Consider the following 24,691-nt stretch of genomic DNA (forward strand, 5'->3'; position numbering starts at 1 on the left):
AAACCGGAACTATTAATTAAAATGTTACTTTAACCCCTATATTGTATACGCGGTAAACCGGGAAGCCACTGAAACCACCTCCTTCGGGTCCGTAGTCATCCGTTCGCATTTGATCCCAGGTTATCAGATTCTGACCGCTTAACAACAAACGGATATGTTGCGCCCCAATAAACCGAACGGCTGCCGAAGGCAATACGTAGGACAACTCCATATTTTTCAGGCGGAGATAGGCCCGGTTTGAAGCATAATAATCACTTCCCTGATGACTGCTGCTGGCGGTTAACGAAAGCGCCGGAGCGGTGATCAGTTCCCCGTTCTGATAGCGTTCAGCCGTCCAGGCATTCCGGTGCAGTGCGCCAAAAACGCCATCATTAGAAGTTTCATATACGCCCATTCCACTTTCAATAGTTGTATAGGTCCCCGTTCCCTGAAAAAGAAAATTCAGTTCAAAAGACCGGAAGGTTACTGCTCCGTTAAATGCATATATCGCGCGGGGAATGGCTCCCGTACCAATCGGTGCCTGGTCTTTTTCATCGATGATGCCATCATTATTCAAATCTATATACTTCAGATCACCCAAGCGGGGCTTACCCACCCGGTCATAGGCCAGTTTATTTGCAGCCAGTTCCTCCGGAGTATTGAAGAAGCCATTGCCATTACTGCGGTCTACCAGGTATCCCCATGACTGACCTACAGAAAAGCCCTCTGTTCTTTTCCGGTATACATAATCTTCGGTTTGTGCGGCCTCGTTAATGCTGATCACCTTATTCCGGGCATAGCTATACATACCACCAATGGAGAAGCCCAGATCCTGATTCAGCTGTTTGCGGAAGTTGACAGAAATCTCATACCCTTTGTTCTCAAAAACCCCTTCGTTTAACTGGGGATATTCATTAAGCGGGAAGCCCTGGTATGCGGGGATGGTACCGGTAGCTCCAACAACCATATTTTCCATCCGCTCATTGAAAATATCGGCATTGATTGTAATCGCATTCAGCAATCCCAGGTCTATACCAAAATTCTTTTTGGTAGATACTTCAGCCATAATATCGGGATTGGCCATTTTATTTTCAGACACCAGCCACTGCAAATAGCCGATGGGGCCGCCCCTGGCCAGCCGGATATCATTCAGGTAGGCAAAGCGGCTTAAACCACTTTGATCATTACCTGCTTTTCCGTAGGAGGCACGTAACTTCAGTAAACTAAGCCATGACTGATCTTTCAGGAATGATTCATTCGATATCACCCAACCGGCCGAAGCCGCAGGATAACCGGTAAAACGTTTATTTCTTGCATACTGTTCGGACCCGCCATACCCCCAGTCAAATTTTACAAGGTACCGGTCGTTATATGCATAATCCAGTTCAGCACCGGCACTAACCCGGTCATAAGGCAGGGCCCCGGTATTGCTATTGTCATTTTTGATCAGGTCCTGGTAAAACATATAGCCAAAGCCGCGCAGGGTATGCTTTCCAAAAACACGTTCATACTTCAGGTTTGCCTTATAGGATAAGTGATAATAAAAGGAATGCGTTTTCCCATAGGCAAGCGGGCTGTTGGTGCTGGATCCCAGTTTGGAGAACGCCATGGTATCCAGGTTGGCAGATCTTGTATAGCGTTCATAGTCCTGTATGGTACTCATACTTCCCACGGCATTGGTTTGATAGGCAAACAAACCATCCATGCTCAGGCCCCTGGTTAAAAAGCTCAGATCCACATCCAGGCCAAACTGGGAAGTAACATTCGTTACCGTGTGACGGTAATAACCGGAGCGGTTTAACATTCCATAAGTAGGGCTGCTGATATTCGTAGAGGCCACCACCTGCCCGCCGGGAGTGGTCACTGTTCCTGCGGCATTCTTCAACTCAGGTGTAAGGGGACCGTAAAAGCTGGCAGGAAGTTGAAAGATACTGCTGTAGATCGTAGAATTACCCGATCCGGCCGTTCGCTCCCGTTTTACATTACCGGCTAACCGTACAAATGTTTTGATGTATTTGTTGATGACCATATCCACATTGGTACGGTAGTTCACCCATACGTTGTTGGCATTGGGGTCGTACTTTGGCTGATCGGTATTAAAATACCCGCCCTGGTGCATTACATTGATATTTGAATAAAACTGAACCCGGTCATTGCCTCCTGTAAGATTTACACTACCCCGTTGCATTTTGGCAAAGTCTTTTACAAAGTAGCTGTACCAATCCGTATTGGGATAGTATACCGGGTCAGCGCCCGTACGATATTTCTCTATTTGCGCCTCTGTAAACGGCAGCTTCTTACCATCATTTTGAGCCGCCTGGTTCCTGAAGCCTGCATATTCCGCTGCGCTGATAAACGCCGGTTTGGTGGTCACCTGCTGTACCGATTGATCAAAGGTCGTGTGTATCTGCAGCGCACCTTTTACTCCTCTTTTTGTTTTGACCACCAACACCCCGTTGGCCCCCTGGATACCATAAATGGCCTGGGTAGATGCATCTTTCAGCAGACTTACAGATTCTATTTCATTGGGTGAAATATACTCCAGGCTCTGGCTGGCATTGTAGGAAACCGGAACACCGTCGATGACCACCAGCGGACTATTTTTCCGGATTGAGTTGAAACCTCTCGCATAAATATTTGTGGTAGCTCGGGATAATTCGGAGTAGGTTTCCATGGTGGTAAGGCCCGATAACCGCCCGGCAAGTGTTTGTGTAAAATTTGCCACAGGTGCCCGTTCCAACACCTCACCGCTAACGGATGAAACCGCACCGGAAACATCTTTACGCAACTGTTGTGAATACCCCAGTTGTACGGTTTCGTACTCGTTGTGCACATCGGGTTGCAGTTGAACGTTCAGCTCCTTAAATCCGCTTACTTCGAAGGCTTGCGATTTATAACCTCCCTTACTTACAATAAATGAGCTGCTATTGTCATTAACGGTCAGCAGGTACACGCCTTTGTTGTTTGTAAAAGTTCCGTTTTTACCATTTGAGGAGCTAACGGATGCGTCCGGTACCGGTCTGTTCCATTCATCCGTGATCGTACCCTTTACCACGATCCCCGATTGTTGCGCGGCTCCTTTCATCAACGGGCCACTTAAAAGGAACGCCAGCCACATAATGACTCTGTTAATCATTTTATAGTCCATGTAATTTCTTATTATTTTCGATTAAACATTTTTACATCTACCAGCCCCGGTTTTGCCATGTCTGTCCTGTATTACTCAGGAGGATATTCGCTTCATTTAGCGGGATGGGGAGCCAAAGAAATTTGTTTTCATAGCAGGCCCGGGGAGTGGGCCGTACCAAACGGCGGCCGTACGTATACGTACCGTCTGTATTGCGTTTTATTTCCGCCGCTGTCAGCCATTTATCGGTTTTAGATAAGTCCCCTTCAGGGTTTGTCCATCTGCGGATATCGAAATAACGGTTTTCTTCCATCGCCAGCTCTACCCTGCGCTCCTGCCGCACCCGCAAAATCAATTGTTCTTTTGACAACCCCAGTGGTAAATCGGGCATGCCTGCTCTTCTCCGGATCTCATTCACCGCAGTATAGGCTTCATCCGAATGCCCTGACTCTGCGGCTGCTTCTGCAAAATTGAGCAGCACTTCTCCCAGACGGAACAGCTTCCAGTTGGCGCCGCCAACAGGGTTATTATTACTGCTGGTCGGATGCAAAAATTTACGTTCAAAATAACCCGTACGGGTAGCCCTTCTTACGGCCGGATCCAAACCGGTTTGCGGCTCGCCCACATAGGTAGTGATAATACGGGTACGTTGCACTTTTCCTCCCGGGTAGTTTTCGGGCGACTCCTTTACTTCATCAAAATTCCAAAGACAATATCTTTTGGATCCATTGTAATAGATCGATGCATAAAAACGGGGATCCCGGTTTGCATAGGGATTCTGCGGATCGTACATTTTATTATCCGGGTTATAATTGGGTCGCAAATGCTGTTCATCTATGTATGGATTTGCCAGGTCGAGGATCGGCTGTCCATCTTTGGTTTCATAAGCATCCACCAGTTCCTGGGTAGGGCAGGTGCCGGATTTATACCCATCCTGCGCGCCGATGCCGTCAATATCCCAGATATTGCCCTGCCCGTCCCGGCTTTGATAAATGGTTTCTTTATCCACGGGTGTAGCCGAATAAGCCATTGTTTGTGTAAAATACTCGTTATACAATGCGGCTTTTTCATTTTTATCGGGCCCGATAAATGCAATATCCGAAAGATAGGTTTGCGGCTGGTTCACTTTGTTATAAAGTTCATACCCCTGATCCCTCAGATTTTGTAACGACGCTTTATTAACCAGGTAGGCCTCCTCCCAGTAATTTTTTCCTCCGTTGTTTAAAGGGCTGGCGGCAAAAAGGATCATCTTTGATTTAATAGCTTCCGCCATCGCTTTTTGCACACGCCCTCCTTCGCCCGCAATCGTAATGCGCCAGGGCAAATCCGGGATAGCGAGCGCCGAGTCGCAATCAGCCATAATAAACTTTACTACTTCATAATAAGAAGCCTTTTTCAGCTTTGAAAAATCATCTTTAAAATTATAGGGTGCACTTTGTATGGGTAGCACCGCTCCAAACCATTTCAGTAATTCTGAGTAATAGTACGCCCGTAAAACATGGGCTTCGGCCTTCCAGCGGTTCCGGATCGACTCCTGTATGCCATCTACTGACTGTATACGGCTCAGGAAATAGCTGCAGTTATAAATCATATTCCAGTAACGGGCATAATAATCGCCGTTACCGGCATCGGAGCTGATATTCGTAGCGGGGTGATTGGCAGCCGAAGCATTTCCACTGTACATGCGTCCGGACGATAACGTAGGTTCTGCTTCAGCATCCGTATCCCAGGCCTCGTCGCTCCAAACCACCGGGCCCCTGCACCAGAAATAATAACGGGTACCTTTTGCCGGCATATTATTGTAGCAGGTATTCAGGTAAGCCGAAGCTTTTGCACTGTCAGCAAAAACTTCGTTCAATGTAATGCGCCCATCCGGGGCTTTGTTCAGGGTTTTGGTACAGGAAAAAAATAAACCTGCGGCCACCGACAGGAAAAGCAACCATTGTTTCCTGTTAAAAAATATATTGCTCTGTTTCATTTTTTGATCATTTGTTTTATTAAACAACAAGCTCTTTAAAACCATTTATGGAGATCAGAATGTAATGCTTGCGCCAAAATTCAACGTCCGCGTCACCGGGTACAATAATGCATCCGGCACTTCAGGATCCTGGTGATACATCCGTAATTTATCCCAGGTAAAATAGTTATACGCACTTACATAAACCCTCATGCTTTTTACCGTTAGTCTTTTCAGCAGGTCTGGCGGCAATGTATAAGCAAGCTCTATATTCTTTAACCGGATAAAGGAGCGGTCCATAATAAAAAAGTCGTTGGCCACATGGTTGGTCGTGCTCTGCGTACTGAGCGCCGGGTACGTAATCTTTTCGCCATTGTTGTAGCGGTCTGCAGTCCACGCCGTTCTCTGATATCCGAAATACGTGCCCAGCTTAATATTCTCGTATACACCCTGCTCGCTATAAAACGCCGAAAACTTGCCTACTCCCTGAAAGAAGGGCGTAAATTCGATGCCTTTATACCGGAGCGCGAACATAAGTCCATAGGTCACCCGCGGAGCACTGCTTGAATATCCGATAGGCGCCTGATCCTTGGCGTCGATTACGCCGTCGTTATTCAGATCGATGTATTTAAGATACCCCACCTTTGGCGTGCCGAAGCCATATTTAATTCTTGACAGGTATTCATCCAGCTCTTCCTTGGAGTTGAAATAACCATTGCCATTGCTGTAATCAACCCGGTACCCCCATTGCTGCCCCAGCGAATACCCCGTGGTCCGGTACGGAAACGGATAAGAATCATCACGAATGGGTTCATCCATAAACTTTACTTCATTATGATTGAACCCATAGTTTCCTTTTATCATTAAAGAAAGGTCTTTAGTATAGCTTTTGTTATAGGTTATTTCCAGTTCGTAGCCCCGGTTATCCACCACACCCATATTTACTTTGGGCAGGTTGCCGATCGGCATTCCCTGCAGCACCGGCACCGATGCCCGGGTGATCAGGATATCGGTCCGGTGATCGGTAAAGTAATCAAACGTAACAGATAAGTTCTTGAACAATCCCAGCTCGATACCATAGTTTTGTTTTGCAGCCGTTTCCCAGGTAATATCCGGGTTTCCCAGCAGCCCGATATTCACCCGCTGGCCACGGCCCAGGCTTCCGAGCACACCGCCGCCCAGGGTAATATCATCCAGGTAAAGAAACCGCTTTGAAGAAATGCCATCATTACCCACTTTACCGTAGGATGCCCTGAATTTCAGATTGCTTATAACAGGAACCAGCGGTTGAAAGAACTTTTCATTGCTGACTACCCAGCCGGCAGATACAGCGGGGAAAAAGCCAAACCGCTTGGCCGGTGAAAACTGTTCCGAACCGTTATAACCCATATTAAATTCCGCCAGGTACCGGTTATCATAGGCGTAGGTAAAGCGACCGGAAAACCCAACTACGTTAAAAGGAATATCACCACCCGTCGATTCCCAGTTATCACGTTGAGCCAATGCCATAACGGTTACCGCATGTTTGTCAAAGGAACGGTTGTAGTTGATGGAGCCCTGAAGGTTGATATTATAACGCGAATCGGCGCCCCTTGTAATGCTCATTAATTCTTCATCCGGACGCTTCAGACCGTAAGAGAGTTGGTCGTTATCGGTATTCACATTTGCCAGGTATAGCCGTTGCGACTGTTTTCCCTGCATAGCGGTGGTTGCCTTTGAGTCATAGGAGATCATTCCCTTTATGCTCAACCCTTTTGTTACGATCCGGCTCAGATCCCAATCCACTCCCAGGGAGGAATTTAAATTAGACCGCACCTCCTTTCTAAAGCCCGCACGGTTGATCACTTCGTATGCAGACCGGTCCAGGTATACGGGGTCAACCAACTGGCCGGGGGCCACACCAAATCCTTCTATGGTAGTAGGCCCTGGTGTAATGGGTAGAATGGTCTGCGCCTGGTACATGATATCCCGCATCATCCAGCGGGTATCATTACCAGGGTAGATCCAGGCAGCAGGCATGTTTACTTTTTCGATATAGCTGCCAATATTCAGAAATGCTTTCAAGGACTTCGTAATCTTATAATCCAGGTTCGCCCGGAAGCTGTACCGGTCCATAAATGAAGAGGGATCATAGCCCAGCTGTGATTTCGGCTCTGTTTTCAAATTACCGCCCTGGTGTAAAAATGTACCATTCACAAAGTAGTTGATCTTATTTGTTCCGCCACTGGCACTAAGATTTACCCTCGACTGCGGTGTATAACGGGAGATCATCATCCGGTAATAATCATTATCGGGGTACATATATTTTAGCGCAGTTGCCTTTCGTTCGTAGTCGGGATCTGAAGGGTCAAGGCCGGCAAGCGGGTTCGTATATTTATCAATATCTTTTTGGGTGTATGGCAATGCGATACCATCGTTGGCCGAAGCCTCATTTCTTAACTTCAGGTATTCTACAGAATGCAGCCGCTCCGGCTCCCGCGTAAATGAAGTATAGCTTTGGTCAATGCTCGCATTATACTGGGTTTTGCCCTCCACCCCCCTGCGGGTGGTAATCAGGATAACTCCATTTGCACCACGCACACCAAATACCGCAGTAGAGGAGGCATCTTTCAGCACAGAAACAGACGCCACTTCATTCGGATCCAATGTGCGTATATTGTCGCGTGGCACTCCATCGATTAATATCAACGGGGCATTGGAATTGGTTGTTGCCATACCACGCAGATACATGGTCGCATCATCGCGCCCGGGCTGACCTCCATCCTGCTGTACCACCGACAAACCGGCAAGACGGCCCGCCAGCGCATTTGCCAGGCTGGCCGATGAATTTTGTTTCAATTGTTCGGTTGTTACCGTAGATACGGCGCCCGTTACGGTCATCTTTTTTTGAGCACCGTATGCAATAACAACCACATCATCCATCCCTGTTACATTGGAAACCAGCTGCACCACCCCATTACCCAATGCGGATACAGCAATCGTTTGATCCTGGTACCCTACATGGGAAAACACAAGGCGCGCGGTTTCTTTCGCCTTGATTGAAAACTCACCATTTTCACTGGTAATAGTTCCCAGGGAACTTCCGGCTACACTTACGGATGCACCGCTAACAGGAAGCGATGTTTCTGAATCCAGAACGACGCCCTTTAAGATCTGTTCGTTCTGCGCCCATGCCAGGTTCAGGCAAAACGAAAACACGATCACCAAATAACTTCTAAATCTCATAATTAAGTTATCCTTGTTTAAATTTGAATAAAAGATCCCTGTCCCCTTAAAAAAGGGGTTTTCTGGGAGACATAAAAAAAGAGGCCTACCCCGGTAATCAACGATTGATTTCGAGAGATTCGCTCACATCGGACAGGCTGGTGTTATTACAGCTGCTAAATCAACAGCAGCATACAAGTCACATAAAAGTGAAAAAGGCCTTAACCGCAAACAGTTTCATCTGATTGGTTTTAATGGGTTAAAAATGACGTTTCATTTTGCTGAAATACATTTCGTTTGCAATGCAATCGTTTACGTTAACGAAAATCAGGAAACTTTATGAAACAACCGTCCTGCACTCTCCTGTTAGGCATCAACCGCACTTAAAAATTCAAAAATTATTAAAGCCGTTTTAAAAAAGGGACTTTTATATGTACCACTTTTTTTGTCTTCAGGTTACGCAGACGCTGACAGAAGTCATCGTATATATGCCAATCTAAAAGGTAACGTAATAGCCGGAGGCTTACATGACGCTGCGTATAAGATTACCGCCGCGCTGCGGCTGAGACCACGTTCGTTGCTTTATGCTATAATGGTAACGGCGCGCTGCGCCTTTATGCAATTGATGGAATGGATATAATCTGATAGAAGGCCCCGGCCTAGGCAAATGGATACCGATCCGCCACATTTAAAATTAAAAAAGAACACCGTCAGGTTAAACCTCGTCTTTTCAAAGCCGCAGCGCCGATCTTATAAGTAAACGACCAAACAGATAGTAAAAGTGCAGCGCACCGGTAATAAGAGGTTTACATCGCACGGCACACTGGATGACCATCATACAGCGGCTGAGACAACCGCTTGTTGCATCATGCGTATTCGCACGCTGGATCTTTATGCAATTGATTGAATGGATATAGTCTGATTGAAGGCTCCGGCCTAAGCAAATGGATACCGATCCGCCACATTTAAAATTAAAAAAGAACACCGTCAGGTTAAACCTCGTCTTTCAAAGCTCCAGCGCAGCGCCGATCATATAAGTAAACGATCAAACAGATAGCAAAGGTGCAGTGCACCGATTAAAAAGTTTACACGGCTGGAATACGTATGACTACAATAAAGACCGGATTTAAAGTTAGCCGGCATCATTTTTCATTACCAGATGGGGTAAAACAAGGATTTAATATTATATTTAATGTAGCAATTATTTAGTATAAAATATTTTTTCATACAATGAGAAGTAGGCTGCCTTTTTTAATACTGCTTACCTTGCTGACTTTCCGGGGCAACACACAGCAGCTAACCCTGCAGGACTGCATCGGCAAGGCACTGCAAAACAATACCACCGTACAGCTGGCCCGGCAATCGATCGAAACCCGCCGGCAGCAATACGACGCCTCCAAACTCAACCTGCTGCCCAAAGCCGACCTGATTGCCGGGTACAATCATTTAAGTGAACCGCTTACGCTGGATCTGTCGGGATTAAAGAGCGGGATTGTAGAGGGTGCCGCCAACCAAAGCGTGAACACCGCCAATAACGTTTACAACCAGATTACCGGTAACGACCTGCCCCAGGGTGTTAAGGATAAGATCTATACTTCCACGCAAAGCATTGTTGATGCATTTTATCCCAACCGCAATCCCGAGATCAGTAAACAGGATTTTGTTACCGCGGGCATCCTGTTCCGCCAACCCATTTACCTGGGCGGCAAATTAAAGGCCGTACAGAATCTGGCAAAACAGCAGGTCGTATCCGGACAGGTAAACCTGGATGCTGTAAATGACAATGTAAAATTCAGCGTCACTTCACAATATATTCAACTCCTGTATTTAAACTCAATGTTGCATAAACAGGAGCAGCTGGTAGCCGCATTGAATAAAACTAAAAAATCTGCTGAAGACCTGCTGAAAGCAGAGATCATCCCGCCCTATCAAAAAAAATGGGCAGATGTGCTGCAAACCCAGGGGCAAACCAACCTCGACAACCTGAAACTGGAAAAAGAAAACGCCTTGCTGCAGATGAAACAACTGATGGGGTTAAACCTGGAAGATCCGGTAGCGATCGATGATACGCTTTCCGACAATACACAACTACCGGCGGCCTTCCTGGACCCGGACCTCGGGTTAAACCCCGATCTGCGGCTGCTGAACAGCAAACAGGAAGAAGCCAATATCCTGGTAAAGACTACCAAGACCGCTAACCTTCCGAATATTTTTGGAATTGCCAACTACCAGTTCCTACAAAAGAATCTGCCCGCAATTGTACCACCCTGGCTGGTAGGCGTTGAGTTGCAGTGGAGTATTTTGGGCTGGATCGAAAACTCAAAAAAGGTAAAAGCGGCGCAATCACTGGCCAATGAAAGCAACCTGCTTATCCGGCAGAAAAAGGAGACCCTGAACCTGGGCACGCGCATTGCCCAGAATAAGATCCTGGCACTCCGCAACCAGATGCAGGCTTTAAAACTGGCAAGGGACGAAGCCATAAATACCGCGGGCATTGTACAAACCCGGCTGGATAACAGCCTGTCTTCCGTAAAAGATGTAAACGACGCCCAGCAATTACAGTATGAAGCCGAAAAGGCTTATTATACCTCCGTTCTGGCTTATAAAATTGCGGTAGCCACTTACTTCTATATACTGGGAAAACCCGATGCGGCTGCATCCTTCATTCATTAACTACCGGTGAAAATGAGTTTATAAAATGGAAAATCAAACAAGTTCCAAACAAAAGAAAACAGGATTTAAAAATTACTGGGCACTATTGATCCCCCTGCTGATCCTGCTTATTGCATTGCTGTTCCTGCTGCGTAAAGATAAAAAGCCCGGCAGGGAAACCATTACCGGCATGGTAGACGCCGCTACCGTTGATGTAAGTGCCGGCATGCCGGGACGGCTGGAAGCGCTGAATGTAAAAACAGGCGATACCGTCACCGAAGGGCAATTGCTGGCCACACTAAAAAGCGAAAGCCTCGATATCGTAAAATCACAGGCCGGCGATGCCGTAAATATTGCCCAGCAAAATCTTGATCTTTTAAAGCGCGGCGTGGCCCCTGAGGTTTTAAAATCAGCCGTTAATATCCAGGACATCGCCGAGCAGCAACTCCAGCTCGTAACCAAGACCTATGACCGTATGATCCGGCTTTATGATCAGGGGGTGATCTCCGGGCAGGAGAAAGACCTGATCAGCTTTAAATATGAAGCAGCAAAAAAAGAACTGGAAACAGCCAAACTCAATGTGGAACTGCTGCGCAAGGGAAGCAACCCCCAAATGCTCGGAAGCGCCCAGTCTTTGTTAAGCCAGGCCAAAGGCGCAGAGGAGCTGGCGGCAAACGTAAAGGAAAAAGCCAGCATCCACGCTCCTGCGGCAGGCATTATTACCACCCTGGTTTCCAAACAGGGAGAAATGGTAAACGCCGGGTACCCGATCATGACCATCCAAAAGGAGGCCTCTTTTTTTATCACCTTTAATGTACGGCAGGATCTGATGACCCGCCTCCCAAAGGGCGCTGTTGCAGACCTGAAGATTCCCGGTTGTGTTCCTGAAAATATAAAAGGAACCGTTACGGAACTGGCCCCGGCGCTGGGCTATGCCAATTGGGTCCCGGCCGATCAGTCGGGCCAGATGGAGCTGCGCACATTCAGCATCAAGGTAGTGCCGCAGCACATGGAATCCATACAGGGCCTGCGATCCGGCATGACTGCACAACTCCTGCTTCCGTAATGAGCACCCTTGCTACCATCATAAAAAGAGAGTGGAAGCGGATCTTCACGCTGCCGGCACATTACGTAGTGCTGCTGGTGATCCCCCCCGTGGTGTTCCTGTTCTTTGGCTTTATCTATAATAAAAAGTTTGCCGAGGACATGCCGGTAATGGTATGGGATGAGGATCAGTCGGCGTTGAGCACAAAGCTTACCGACATGCTGAATGCAACGGCCAGCATCCGCATCACCGGTATCGCGGCCAGCGAGCAACAGGTGCAAACCGCTATCAGGAGCGGCAACATATTCGGTGCGGTTCATTTTCCCCGGAATATGGAGGCCGACCTCAAAAGCAATCACCCAACAGCCGTAACCGTTTATACCAATGCCGCCGCCATTGTGCCGGCCAAACTCATTTACAAGGATGCTGCGGGCGTTATCATCAAGGGCGGCCTGGCAGTGGTGCTGCAAAAGTTTACCAAACAGGGCATGCCCGAAAGGCGCGCCATGGCTTTATTACAGCCCATACAACTAAACACGGTCACCCTTTATAACCCCGATTACAACTACCAGCAATACCTTACGCCCGGCCTTATTACAGTGGGCCTCCAGATGGCACTGATCCTCGTAGGCGTGCTGCTTCTTAACTATGAAGCAAAAACCGGCACTTTTAATGAGCTGGTGCAAACCGCAAAAGGCTCGGCCTCACAAATTGTGATCGGAAAGACCATTGCACATCTTACCATTGCCTGGCTGAATTTTATCCTGATTGCAGGCATCGTATTCCCGGTTTACGGTCTATCGAAGCCCGGCACCTTCTGGTCGTTCTTTATATTGTTTTCATTGTTGTCCCTGGCATGTATCGGCATCGGGCTGATGGTATCCGCCATTGTAGCCGATGTGATCACGGCTACGGATGTGGCACTGTTCTATACATCGCCGGCCTTTGTGTTCAGCGGGTTTACATTTCCCCGGTGGGCTATGCCCTGGTACGACCAGTTCTATGCCGGGCTTATGCCTTATACGCCCTTCCTGGACGGCTTTATAAAAGTATATTATATGCAGCTGCCGCTAGGCTATGCACAGCGCGAATGCGGGCTGCTGCTCATCTTTATCGCGGTAAGCCTGCTGGTGGCCATCCTGATGCTGCAGCGAAAAATAAATAAAACCGTATCCCCGTGAAGTCTGTGATCACCATATTTAAACGCGAGATCCGGCTGGTTTCTTCTCAAAAGGCACTGGTGCTTATTTTTCTAATTGCGCCGATCGCCTACGCCTTCATGTATGGCAGTATTTATACCAACAAACTGGAGGAAGAAGTAAAGATCGCCGTAGTGGATATGGATGGCAGCGAGCTTTCGCGTATGGTTACCCTGCAACTGGATGCCACACCCATGGCAACGGTTGTTCCGGCCCGTGATCTGCACGACGCCCAGCAACAGTTATATAACGGCAACGTACAGGGCTACCTGTTCATGGAAAAAGGCATGCAGGCAAAAGTGCTTTCGCTGCAAAACACTACTGTAACGCTTGCCGTAAATGCGTCCCGGTTCCTGCCCTCCAGTGATCTTACCGCCACGCTCTCAAAGATCTGTCTTACATTGGGAGCCGGTATCCGTATGAAGTATATCAGTAAGCAGGGGGCAGGAAATGAAGCCGCGTTGCAGCAGGCCAACCCTTTAAGCCTCGATTACCGGCCTTTGTATAACGAAAACTCCAGCTATGGGGCATTCCTGTTGCCAGGCCTGCTGGCCATCATCCTGCAGCAAACCTTATTAATAGGCCTTGTAGCCGCCATGGGCATCGAACGCGAGCAACGGTTCCCCGGTCTTTATGGAGCCGGCAGCTCTGCAATCCTTACAGGCAAGGGATTGTTTTACCTGCTCATCTTCCTGATCATCGGGCTGTTTTTTGTAACCATCAACTTTATGGTGCTCCGTATTCCCATGAGGGGCAGTGGTATAAACCTGCTGGTGTTAACCACCATTTTCCTGTTAGCATTGATCTCCATGGGGCTTTTTATTGGCTCGTTCTTCAGATCTCCGCTGATGGGTATGCAGGTGATGGCCTTTTCCTCCTACCCCATTTTCCTCATCACCGGCTATTCCATGCCCTATCATTCGCTGCCCGTTTTGGTGCAATGCATCTCCGATCTGCTGCCCACCACACCGTTTTTAAAAAGTTATCAATCTATGGTACAAACCGGTGGTAACTTGTTGGATAATAAAGACGCGCTGCTGCACTTGCTGGTACTATGGTTTGTATACAGCCTGCTGTTTTTATGGAGGATGAACCGGCTGCAAAAAAAACTCCGGATAACCGGCGATCTTAAACAATGAAAAGAATTTTATTTTTATTGATACTATTTATCGCAATGAGCAGTCATGCACAAACGCCCCGTGTTGCTACCTCATCGCTCCGGCTCCTGGGTACTCGCAGCTGGATCCGCGTAAGCTGGGATGCAGACGCAACGGCAACCCAATACCGCCTGTACTGGTCGCCGGGCCATAAGCGGCCGGCCCGGGCCAATGCCCTTCCGGTACAGGATACCCGTCATTACTATATACAGAACATTGTGGCCGGAGCCACTTATCATGTGTGGCTGGAACGAATCAACAGCGCGGGCAGCAGCTTCAGTGAAGGGACGGTTACCGCCAGCAAAAAATGGGAACAGGATCCGGAAGCGCTGAAGGAGTTAACAATCAATCCCAGTTCAACGGCGGTGCCCGAGGGCATGCAGTTATACTGGCAGGATGAGTTTAATGATGCACTGCTGAACCGGAGCAAATGGAGCACTAACTATTTTTCTTCGCTCAATTATCTGAATGAAACATCAAAAAAAGAAATGCTTGCCGGTCAGCTGCCTCAACCAGCTTACCGGCTGAATGGGAAAACCATTGATCTGTTTGTAAACGACTCCCTGCCCGCAAGATTGTATACTCCAAAAGGAAATCAAAAAATATCTTCCATACAAACCTACGACTGGCAAACCAACGAAAACCTGCTGGATAATAGCCGGGGCGGTTATTTTGAGGTAAAAGTGCGGCGAAGCAAATCGGGGAATCCCAAAGGCGTGAATACCGCATTCTGGTTCGACTCACCGGGCCCCGACCTGCGTTATTACCTGGAGCAGGGAACCGTATTGAACGGCACAGCGGGCATCCGTCCGCCCGGACAGGTTTTTGAAATCGATGTTTTTGAGCTGCTGAATGCACAGTTTGTATTACATGGACAGGTAGATAAAAACGGGAAGTTTGTACATAACCTGGCAACCCATATTGCAAAGGGCTACCAGCACGAAAACAACTGGATTACACATGGCGTGTTGTGGACCCCCACCAGCATTAAACACTATATCAACGGCGATCTCATCGGGGAATACACAGATAAGCACAAGATCTATGCACCCAATCATTTTATGAATGTGTTCCTGGGCACCTATGGTTCCGGCGGCCATGTAAATATGGAAGTAGATTATATCCGTTATTATCAATGGCCCTTGTCTGGCGGCAATGAGCTTCCCAACCCCGGCTTTGAAGACAACGTAACCCTGGCACCCTGGGAAAGCAATGCTTCGCTTGCAGCCGGCGCCGGCCGGAAAGGCAGCAACGGATTGCGCCTCATGCCCGAACAAAAAGCGGAGCAATATATTTACCTGGATCATAGTCAGGCCTACACGCTGGAATACTGGTCAGCAGGCAAGGGCACGCTGAAAGCCACGGTTGAAAATGTAACCATGGTTACCGGAGCACTTTCTGCCGCTGCAAGCCAAACAGTAGAAAGTAAACAGGCCTTTGCTTCAAACAGGTTAATTTTTAAAACCGGGGCAGAACTGGATCATCATAAAAAAACCATCCGCCTGGTCATTGAAAACACCGGGAACACAACCGTTGTCCTGGACGATATTACTATAAAAAAATAAAGGGCCCGACATCGGCAATCCGCCGGCCGCTTCAAAACAGGATACCCAACGGCTCCACAAAATCGGGATCAATGCGTAGGTGCATATATGGTTCTTCAACTCATAAAGTAGAATAACTAAAGGGCTACTTATGACGTTTTTTATCTTCCTGTCTCTTACGATCAATGTCCTTATTTCTTGCTTTATTACAAAAGAATAAGGCGCCTCACTCAGGGTTTAGGTTCACCGCTTATTTTCCCTGAATCGATTTAAGGATATCTGTCGACATCGAAAGCCCCATTGAAGGCATTACCAGTGCGCTCATGATCATACCAATAACTACATAAACCGCAATCATAACCAATAGGGATACTATAAAATAAGAAAGATGTTTATCTTCCGGTGTCTTTTTCATTTTTGGTAAACCCAAATACAGGAGGTACAGGCCATACAGGCTGAAAATAGCACCAACAAAGGCAAGAGGAGGCAATACATTGAGCAAACCGCCGATCCATGCTGGCGTATAAGCATAGGCGACCAACTGCACCGACCGGCCCATATTTTTTTCGGAAGCAAAACTGGGTGCCAGCGCATCAATTACAAAGGCACTGATAAATACGCCCAATATGCCCATAATCAATGCATTTGCTGCCTGGTAGATTCCCCAGTTAATGCCTTTTATTCTAAAAAAACCAGCATCCACGCCAATAAATGCATAACCGATAAATGCAGCTACAGCGGCAAGTCCTGCCAGCGGCAGTACATACCCGGTAATCACTTTTGCATTATCGGGCTGTTCCCCGTCAATAATATCCCATTCTGTTTTGGGAGAAAGGATCATGCTTTTTGCGCGGTTGATGACATTCATAATCAGACGTTTTTATAGTTTTTGAAATGGAGGGCTAAAGGTAGTCCTCCATCAGCAACGGCTTCATCGCTAAATCTGGCGATAAGCATACGCTCCTGGCATGATCCGGATCACTTAACCTAGTTTAAGTATAAATCTTTTATACGGTTGTAACTTTATAGTACAAGGAGTAAAGAATATGAAAACAGAAATTTTAGGCATCAACATTGGTGAACGTGCAATGCAGTTACTGAAAGCGCAGGAAAACAGCAACCTGGTTCAGGTACTTACGGCCGAAGAAGCGGTGGAGAAATTTCAGCTGGTTGATTTTGACGTAGTCGTAGCACCCGAAGCATACCTGAGCACTCATGAGGAAGCAATGCTGAAAAAATTGCTTTCGCTGAAAAACCACGACAGCATGTGGATTACTTATGCGCAGGAACAGGAAGCGGAACTTGCAACCGCAATCAACGGGTTCCTGAAAGAACTGGAAACCGCTCCGCGGCATTCGTTTTCCGTAACCGATCACGGGCTCACCCCCCCAATAAATATGAAGATTCTCTAAATAACAAGGAGTAACATACAATGGAAAAAACAATTGAAAAAATAATACCCCGGCCGGCTCAGCCGCATATGGTGGGCGACGGGTTCCGGGTATATGGCTTTATCCCCGCTGCTGTAGACCGCAGAAGCATGAGTCCCTTCCTGGTACTGGACTTTAATCCCGAATACAATTTTGGTCCGTCTGAAATTCCCCGTGGCGTAGGTGCACACCCACACAAGGGTTTTGAAACAGTAACCATTGCCTATAAGGGGAGCGTACAACATGCCGACAGCAGTGGCGGCGGCGGCGTGATTGGTGAAGGAGATGTTCAATGGATGACCGCAGGCTCCGGTATCCTGCACAAAGAATTTCATGAGGAGCAGTTTTCAAAAACCGGCGGTCCTTTTGAAATGGTACAGCTTTGGGTAAACCTTCCCGCAAAAGACAAAAATGTATCGCCCCATTACCAGGCAATCGGAAAAGACCAGATGGGGAAATATACGATTCCCGGGAACGGCGGTATCGTAAATGTGATTGCCGGTAGCTTTAATGGTATACAGGGACCAGCCAGTACCTATACCCCTGTTCATCTTTCGGACATCAAACTAAAAGCGGGCGGAGTGGTGACCACACAGTTCCCGGAAAACTTTAATACCGCCCTGTTGATTATCAAAGGTGCCGTAACTGTAAATGGGAAGCAGGCCCCGGAGCACAGCTTTGTTTATTTTAAAAATGAAGGCGAGGCCATTACGGTTTCGGCTATGGAAGATGCCGTGGTACTGTTGTTGAGCGGGGAACCGATCCCTGAACCCATTGCCGCTTATGGCCCGTTTGTAATGAATACCCAGGCAGAAATTTATGAGGCGATGGAAGCTTTTCAGGCTGGCGGGTTTGGAACCTTGGATTAATTTTAAACCGGTGCTGTTTCGCAAACAGGGATCGTGAACTGCACCGGTTTTCATTTACTTTTATAAAAACATTCAAGATGTCAAATATTGGAATGATCATCGAAGAGCGGGCTGCCGATATCGGTAATTTCCTGGTGGGCCGCCTGTTGCCCTTCCGGCAGAAACGCATGGTGGGGCCTTTTATCTTTATCGACCATATGGGCCCGGCCAACCTGAAGGACTACCAGAACCTGGATGTACCGCCGCATCCGCATATCGGGCTTTCTACACTTACCTATCTTTTTGAAGGCGCCATTATGCACCGCGACAGCCTTGGATCGGAGGTAGAAATTACACCCGGCGCCGTAAACTGGATGACGGCCGGAAAAGGCGTCGTGCATTCTGAACGAACACCGGCCCATCTGCGCACCACCGATAAACAACTGCATGGATTACAGATATGGGTTGCGTTGCCCAAAGCACTGGAACAAAGCGAACCTTCTTTCACACATGTAGAAGCCAATGCAATTCCTGTATGGGAGCAGGAAGGTGCAACTATTAAACTGATTTCCGGAACCGCATTCGGTAAAACTTCCCCGGTGCCGGTACACAGTCCGCAATATTTTATAAAGATCCAAACGCCCAAAGGCCAGGTGCTCAATATCGGTAAAGATCTTTATGGAGAAAGCGGGCTCTACATCCTGGAAGGCAGTGTGATCAGCGAGGGCAATACCTATGGTCCCAAACAGATCCTGATTGCCAAAGACAGCACGCTGTGTTCCTTTGAAACCACAGACAATACCACGGTTTTTATCTTTGGAGGCGAACCCTTCCCGGAAGAACGTTTTATTTACTGGAACTTTGTCAGCTCCGACAGGGCCGTCATTGAAAAGGCAAAGCAGGACTGGCTGAAGCAGCGGTTTCCGCCCGTACCCGGGGAAACCGAATTTGTGCCGCTACCGGAACAATCGGGTAATGTAAAATTAAAATAACAAAACCAATTCATGAAAGCAGCCGTTTTAAAACAGACCGGAACCGCCCCGGTTTATGAAGATTTTCCCGATCCCGTACCTGCCGGCGATCAGCAGTTACTGATCCATATAAAGACCGCCTCCGTCAAAAACCTGGATAAAGCCCGTGCAGCGGGAACCCATTATGCCAACTATACACAATTGCCGGTGGTGGTAGGTATTGACGGCGTGGGAACCCTGGAAGATGGTACGCTTGTATATGCACAGGGTATCTCCGGAACCATTGCCGAAAAAGCGATCATTCATAAAGGACAATACATTGTGTTGCCACCAGGCATCAACCCCGATGTGGCAGCAGCCTTACCCAACGCCATATTAGGCTCTGCCATGGCGTTAAGATACCGGGCTCAATTGCAGGCTGGTCAAACGGTGCTCATTAATGGGGCTACCGGTGTAACCGGAATGATGGCCGTGCAGCTGGCCAAATTGATGGGTGCCAGAAAAGTAATTGCCACCGGAAGAAATGCACGCCAGCTGGAAAAAGCAATAGCCCTGGGTGCAGATGATACCATTTCCCTGCTGCAAACGGATGCGGCCATTACAGAGCAGGTGAAACAGTTACAGGCTCAAACACCCGTTGACATTGTGCTGGATTATTTATGGGGCAAGCCCACGGCACTGATCCTGGATGCCTTCCGTGGAGGATCGGTACATCATACAGCCGGCAAAATAAAAGTGGTAACCGTAGGCGCAATGGCCGGTGATGCGCTTCCCGTAAGTTCTGCCGCTTTGCGTAGTGCGGATATTGAATTGATGGGCTCCGGCTTTGGCAGTTTAACGCCTAAAGACTTTGATGCCTTTAACAAAACCATGTTGCCCGAAATGTTTGAACGGGCAGCGGCGAAACAACTAAAAATTGATTTGGATATAGAGCCGCTGATCAATATAGAAGCGGCCTGGAATAAGCCCCTGGATGCGGGCAAACGGCTGGTGATTGAAATCAGTTGATTCAACTTTAAAAAACGAACAAAAACAATTGAGTTATGAAACCTGAATATACAGCCATCCCGCTTGTAAAAAATGACGCAGAAAAACAATACCAGCTCACCATTGAGGGGCATACGGCCTTCATTCAATTTAATGAAACGCCACACCATATTACCCTGGTACATACGGAAGTACCGCTGGAATTAGAAGGAAAGGGAGCCGGAACGGCGATTGTAGAAAAAACCCTGGAAGCCATTGAGCAAAGTGGCAAAACCCTGGTACCGCTTTGTCCATTTGTATTTGCGTATATTAAACGCCATCCGGATTGGAAGCGCATTGTGGATCCCGGATTTAAGGGATTTGGGGAGTAAGCTATCAGAGCTCTTAGCGTTCAGCATTAAGCCTTCAGCGTTTAGCAATCCCGGCGCTGCTACACCCCATGCTGTTTATACTCTTACCAACCGCATTAATGGCTCAAAGGAATACAGGGCAGGTTTACGGCCTGCTGCTTCCTGTTGCAAATAAAGTAACCCTTCATCAAGTAGTTTTTTAATAAACTTTGAGGCAGACTTTTCCGGTATTCCTGCACTGCGATACAAACTGGGTAGTCTGAATTTGGGATAAGTAAAAATATAATCCAATACCTGCATACTCCATTTAGAAGCCAGTGTTTCAGAAACACGCAGTTTCATATCTTCATATAATCCGCTTATTTGTTCTGCGATTTCCAGGTTCTGCCGGGCTTGTTCCTTTACGGCCGTTAAGAAAAAGGCGCACCATTGCTCCCAGTTTCCTGTTTCAGACACTTCCCGCATGCAACTGATGTATGCCTCTTTATGTTCTTCTAAATAACCACTGATATAAAAATGAGGAGCGCTGATTAATTGTTGCTGCCACAGGAATAGTGTTATCAGCATGCGTCCGATCCTGCCATTTCCATCTTTAAAAGGGTGCAGCGCTTCAAACTCAAGATGCATCAACGCGGTCTTTATTAAAACAGGATGATGATCACTTTTTAGATATGCAAATAACCGTTCCATACCATCTTGCAGCTTTTCGGGAGCAATGGGAATATAGGAGATCTGTCCTCCTGCCTTGTCGCCAATAAAATTTTGCTCCGTTTTATAAGCGCCAGGCGATTTTGAAGCACCCCGGCCAAAACTTAACAATTGTTGATGGATTTGCTTGATCAAACTATCGGATATTTCATATCCTGCTTCCATGCCTTTTTGTGCATTGCGCAAAGAACGCTGGTATAGAAAAGTTTCTATTACATCCGAACGTACATCTGTTTGATAAGCTGTTTCATGATCCTCTTTTACAGTAGCTTCCAATTCCATAATTTCATCAATGGTGCTAATGGTTCCTTCCATACGTGAAGAAAGCACAGCTTCCTGATTCCGAAGTGGTGTCAGCAATATTTCACTGTTGTGAAGATTTTTCAACATCTGGTCAAAGCGGGCAAGCGATTGTTCCGCAGCTAACAATTCATTTATAATAACCTCGTAACGAATATGCTCCGGGGGGAACAATCCGTCATGGTATCCGACTGCATTTTGTAAATTCATGAGAAACGCTAAATTTAAAGTCAGAATTATAGCAGGATATTTGTCCGTCCAAAAATACAAAAAACGGCGGACAAACGATTTTAGGGGTTTATTTTGGCGGACAACTGATTTTGTCCGCCAAAAAGTGCAAAAAATGGCGGACAAACGATTTTAGAGGATCATTTTGGCGGACAACAATGATTGTTCATTAAAAAACAATAAAACCGGCGGACAATTAGAGATAGAGGGTCATTTTAGCGGACAAACAAACGAAGTTGTCCGTCAAAAAACAGAAAAAGCGGCGGACAAGAAAGAAATCAGCCTTCCAAACGGGTTTCGTTTTAGAGTAAAGCAATAAGGGAATAATCAACTGGTAGCGCTTAGCATTCAGCGGGCTCTGCTTCCTAACCCGGCATCTTAAACTTACCCATGCCCGGCATCATGCGGCCAAAGGCACCCATCTTGTTCATATTCTTCATCATATCGCGCATTTGCTCAAACTGCTTCATAAATGCGTTCACTTCCGAAATATCTTTACCACTGCCCAGGGCAATCCGCTTACGGCGGCTGCCATTGATCAGGTCGGGGTTGCTGCGTTCATCAGGCGTCATGGAATCAATCATAGCCTCGATGCCTTTAAAGCTTTCATCACTGATGTCCAGGTCCTTGATCTTTGCACCCACACCCGGGATCATCCCCAGCAGGTCCTTCATGTTCCCCATTTTTTTGATCTGATCCAGCTGCATCTTAAAGTCGGCAAAGTCAAACTTATTTTTCCGGATCTTGCTTTCCAGTTTCTTGGCCTGCTCCTCATCAAATTGCTGCTGGGCACGTTCCACCAGCGTGGTAATATCTCCCATACCCAGGATCCGCTGGGCCATCCGCTCCGGGTAAAATACATCCAGCGCATCCATTTTTTCACCGTTACTTACAAACTTGATCGGCTTGTTTACGGTATATTTAATAGAAAGGGCCGCACCACCCCGGGTATCACCATCCAGTTTGGTAAGCACCACGCCACTGAAATCGAGGCGCTCGTTAAAGGCTTTGGCCGTGTTTACCGCATCCTGCCCGGTCATACTATCCACCACAAACAGGATCTCCTGCGGATTAACTGCATTTTTGATATTGGAAACCTCCGTCATCATGGCTTCATCAATTGCCAGGCGACCGGCTGTATCGATGATTACCACATTCTTATTCTTCGATCGGGCCGTTGCGATCGCATTCTGGGCAATCGATACAGCGTCTTTATTTTCCGGTTCAATATGTACCTCTACTCCGATCTGTTCTCCCAGCACCCGCAGCTGTTCCATCGCCGCCGGGCGGTAAATATCCGCTGCTACCAGCAGGGGGGATAAACCTTTCTTTCCTTTTAAAAAATTAGCCAGTTTACCACTAAAGGTGGTTTTACCGCTACCCTGCAGCCCTGCAATTAAAATAACCGCCGGGTTACCCTTTGCATTAAAAACAGCCTCTTCACCGCCCATCAGCTCCGTAAGCTCATCCTTTACGATCTTCACCATTAACTGGCCGGGACTGATGGCATTCAACACCTTCTCTCCCATTGCCTTATCCTTGATCTTATCCGTAAACTCCTTGGCAATTTTATAGTTTACATCCGCATCTACCAATGCGCGACGGATTTCTTTTACCGTAGCGGCAACGTTCAATTCCGTAATACGTGCCTGGCCCTTAAGATTTTTAAAAGCCGATTCTAATTTATCCTGTAGACTATTAAACATATTTTACCAAAGATTATTCGCTGAAAAATGCCCGCAAATATACTATTTTAAAAAGCAGCAACCACCAAAAACCGTCAGAAAGCCTCTTCCCATGCATTTTATGCCCCAGAAGCCGGGTTTATTAGGGAAAAAAACGCATCTGGCGGCATAAACTCAAAAAAAATTTTGAAAGTATGATAATTTTTATATTATTGTAGCTAATTGAGTTAATAAACACACCCCGAGCGATGAGTAAACAGCTATACACACTGGAGTACCCTGTACGGTGTTCTCCAACAATTTTGTTTGAATTTTTGGCCACTTCCAATGGGTTGGGTGAGTGGTTTGCAGAAAATGTGGATGAGCGTAACGGGCGTTTTTATTTTGGCTGGAATGGCACTTATGAAGAAGCGGAGGTGTTGGAACAGGAAGAGGAACGGCTGATCCGTTTTCATTGGGCCGGCGCTCCCAAAAATGAATATTTCGAATTTCGTATCGATAAATCAGAAATCACTAACCAGACCATTTTAGTGATCACGGATTTTGCTGAAAAAAGAGATATCAAGGATCAAAGCCAGCTTTGGGATTACCAGGTTAAGGAATTGTTCCATCGCCTGGGAAATTAAGCGCTGAACGATCATTCAACATTGGGCAGAAAACACCAATTCCTTTAGAACAATAACGCTAAAAATTTCCGGAAGGCTTTTTGCCAGATCTCCGGAGCCTGCTCTAATTGTGCAATCGGGGCAAATGAAGCCATCTTGATAAAGGTCGCTTTTTTTAGCAGGTCCGGCCATTGCTGCAGGTCCACTTCATGGAAAGGCTGGTAACTACTCCCCTGTACATCGTGCTCCCATTCATCACCATTGTAGCTTACATAAAACGCTTCATCCCCCAATAGTTTGTGTTGTTCGGCTAACCGGGGCGCAAACTGTTCCTTCCATTTGCCAGACAAATGCAAGGTGGTGCTCACCTGCTTTCCCCACCAGAACAGGCTCCGGATGGCAAAAATATGTTCCTGGCCAAAGTTGCGCGGATAATCCAGGATCAGGTAAGGCAGACCGTTATAGTTTTCCCCCTTTGAAATTTTCCCCGAGTTCGTAAAAAGTTCGGCCGGCAAACGGCTCATATTTTCATTAACATGTCCCTGCTGCCATTGGTGCAATACCTCCAGCGATCGTTTTACTTTATGCAAAACCGCATTCTTTGTTAAAATGATTTCAGGATCAGCAACAATGCCCCACTCCTCTGGAGAAAGGCTTAATTTTGTTTCTTCCATTATGTATACGTTATTTGCAAATTAAATGAATTGTGGTTGAA

At 47.1% G+C, this 24,691-nt stretch carries 19 protein-coding genes; 12 read left to right on the plus strand and 7 right to left on the minus strand.

The annotated features are described in order from the left end of the window. Positions 1 to 16 precede the first annotated feature (16 nt). The 3 genes from Q1V85_RS20310 to Q1V85_RS20320 are packed head-to-tail and all read right to left on the minus strand — an operon-like array spanning position 17 to position 8,288. Positions 17 to 3,115: a SusC/RagA family TonB-linked outer membrane protein gene (locus tag Q1V85_RS20310; RefSeq protein WP_300602439.1), complete on the minus strand. Its 3,099-nt coding sequence runs from the start codon at positions 3,113 to 3,115 to the stop codon at positions 17 to 19. A 49-nt stretch (positions 3,116 to 3,164) separates the two neighbouring features. Then, entirely contained in the window at positions 3,165 to 5,084 is a 1,920-nt protein-coding gene (locus Q1V85_RS20315) for a RagB/SusD family nutrient uptake outer membrane protein (protein WP_300602441.1), read from the minus strand. A gap of 54 nt (positions 5,085 to 5,138) precedes the next feature. Further along, positions 5,139 to 8,288, minus strand: coding sequence for a TonB-dependent receptor (locus Q1V85_RS20320; RefSeq protein ID WP_300602443.1), 3,150 nt, complete (start codon positions 8,286 to 8,288; stop codon positions 5,139 to 5,141). Between the two features lie 1,209 nt (positions 8,289 to 9,497). Here Q1V85_RS20320 and Q1V85_RS20325 point away from each other — a divergent pair. Genes Q1V85_RS20325 through Q1V85_RS20345 form a run of 5 tightly spaced genes read left to right on the plus strand, consistent with a single transcriptional unit; the run spans position 9,498 to position 15,885 of the window. Beyond that, positions 9,498 to 10,940, plus strand: coding sequence for a TolC family protein (locus Q1V85_RS20325; RefSeq protein WP_300602445.1), 1,443 nt, complete (start codon positions 9,498 to 9,500; stop codon positions 10,938 to 10,940). 25 nt (positions 10,941 to 10,965) lie between these two features. After that, the gene (locus tag Q1V85_RS20330; protein WP_300602447.1) at positions 10,966 to 11,985 is read left to right on the plus strand and encodes an HlyD family secretion protein; all 1,020 of its coding nucleotides are present in this window, start codon (positions 10,966 to 10,968) and stop codon (positions 11,983 to 11,985) included. Then, positions 11,985 to 13,145, plus strand: a complete 1,161-nt coding sequence (locus Q1V85_RS20335; protein WP_300602448.1) for an ABC transporter permease — start codon at positions 11,985 to 11,987, stop codon at positions 13,143 to 13,145. The genes Q1V85_RS20330 and Q1V85_RS20335 overlap by 1 nt, the downstream gene beginning before the upstream one ends. Further along, positions 13,142 to 14,302: an ABC transporter permease gene (locus Q1V85_RS20340; protein WP_300602450.1), complete on the plus strand. Its 1,161-nt coding sequence runs from the start codon at positions 13,142 to 13,144 to the stop codon at positions 14,300 to 14,302. Before Q1V85_RS20335 ends, Q1V85_RS20340 begins: the two co-directional genes overlap by 4 nt. Further along, positions 14,299 to 15,885, plus strand: coding sequence for a family 16 glycosylhydrolase (locus Q1V85_RS20345; protein WP_300602452.1), 1,587 nt, complete (start codon positions 14,299 to 14,301; stop codon positions 15,883 to 15,885). The genes Q1V85_RS20340 and Q1V85_RS20345 overlap by 4 nt, the downstream gene beginning before the upstream one ends. A gap of 229 nt (positions 15,886 to 16,114) precedes the next feature. Here Q1V85_RS20345 and Q1V85_RS20350 read toward each other — a convergent pair whose 3' ends face one another. Further along, positions 16,115 to 16,732: a Yip1 family protein gene (locus Q1V85_RS20350; protein WP_300602454.1), complete on the minus strand. Its 618-nt coding sequence runs from the start codon at positions 16,730 to 16,732 to the stop codon at positions 16,115 to 16,117. A 178-nt stretch (positions 16,733 to 16,910) separates the two neighbouring features. Here Q1V85_RS20350 and Q1V85_RS20355 point away from each other — a divergent pair, with 178 nt between their 5' ends. The 5 genes from Q1V85_RS20355 to Q1V85_RS20375 all read left to right on the plus strand — a co-directional run bounded on the left by Q1V85_RS20355 (position 16,911) and on the right by Q1V85_RS20375 (position 20,471). Beyond that, positions 16,911 to 17,276, plus strand: a complete 366-nt coding sequence (locus Q1V85_RS20355; protein ID WP_300602455.1) for a hypothetical protein — start codon at positions 16,911 to 16,913, stop codon at positions 17,274 to 17,276. 20 nt (positions 17,277 to 17,296) lie between these two features. Beyond that, complete coding sequence (locus Q1V85_RS20360; RefSeq protein WP_300602457.1) at positions 17,297 to 18,163, plus strand: pirin family protein; 867 nt, start codon at positions 17,297 to 17,299, stop codon at positions 18,161 to 18,163. Between the two features lie 77 nt (positions 18,164 to 18,240). Further along, the gene (locus Q1V85_RS20365) at positions 18,241 to 19,134 is read left to right on the plus strand and encodes a pirin family protein (protein ID WP_300602459.1); all 894 of its coding nucleotides are present in this window, start codon (positions 18,241 to 18,243) and stop codon (positions 19,132 to 19,134) included. A 12-nt stretch (positions 19,135 to 19,146) separates the two neighbouring features. Further along, positions 19,147 to 20,121 (plus strand): zinc-binding alcohol dehydrogenase family protein, encoded by a 975-nt coding sequence (locus Q1V85_RS20370; protein WP_300602461.1) that lies wholly within the window; start codon positions 19,147 to 19,149, stop codon positions 20,119 to 20,121. 35 nt (positions 20,122 to 20,156) lie between these two features. After that, complete coding sequence (locus tag Q1V85_RS20375; protein WP_300602462.1) at positions 20,157 to 20,471, plus strand: GNAT family N-acetyltransferase; 315 nt, start codon at positions 20,157 to 20,159, stop codon at positions 20,469 to 20,471. A 75-nt stretch (positions 20,472 to 20,546) separates the two neighbouring features. Here the strand turns inward: Q1V85_RS20375 and Q1V85_RS20380 are convergent, their stop codons facing one another. Beyond that, entirely contained in the window at positions 20,547 to 21,812 is a 1,266-nt protein-coding gene (locus Q1V85_RS20380) for a Fic family protein (RefSeq protein ID WP_300602463.1), read from the minus strand. A 19-nt stretch (positions 21,813 to 21,831) separates the two neighbouring features. On the opposite strand from Q1V85_RS20380, the gene Q1V85_RS20385 reads away from it, so the two are divergent. Then, complete coding sequence (locus tag Q1V85_RS20385; RefSeq protein ID WP_300602465.1) at positions 21,832 to 22,005, plus strand: hypothetical protein; 174 nt, start codon at positions 21,832 to 21,834, stop codon at positions 22,003 to 22,005. Positions 22,006 to 22,051: 46 nt separating this feature from the next. On the opposite strand, the gene ffh is transcribed toward Q1V85_RS20385, so the two are convergent. Next, positions 22,052 to 23,392, minus strand: a complete 1,341-nt coding sequence (gene ffh / locus Q1V85_RS20390; RefSeq protein WP_300602467.1) for a signal recognition particle protein — start codon at positions 23,390 to 23,392, stop codon at positions 22,052 to 22,054. A 227-nt stretch (positions 23,393 to 23,619) separates the two neighbouring features. Here ffh and Q1V85_RS20395 point away from each other — a divergent pair, with 227 nt between their 5' ends. Continuing rightward, positions 23,620 to 23,997: an START-like domain-containing protein gene (locus tag Q1V85_RS20395; protein ID WP_300602469.1), complete on the plus strand. Its 378-nt coding sequence runs from the start codon at positions 23,620 to 23,622 to the stop codon at positions 23,995 to 23,997. 44 nt (positions 23,998 to 24,041) lie between these two features. Here Q1V85_RS20395 and Q1V85_RS20400 read toward each other — a convergent pair whose 3' ends face one another. Continuing rightward, the gene (locus Q1V85_RS20400; protein ID WP_300602470.1) at positions 24,042 to 24,650 is read right to left on the minus strand and encodes a hypothetical protein; all 609 of its coding nucleotides are present in this window, start codon (positions 24,648 to 24,650) and stop codon (positions 24,042 to 24,044) included. Positions 24,651 to 24,691: the final 41 nt, after the last annotated feature.

The sequence above is a fragment of the Niabella sp. genome, assembly GCF_030150205.1.
GTDB lineage: Bacteria > Bacteroidota > Bacteroidia > Chitinophagales > Chitinophagaceae > Niabella.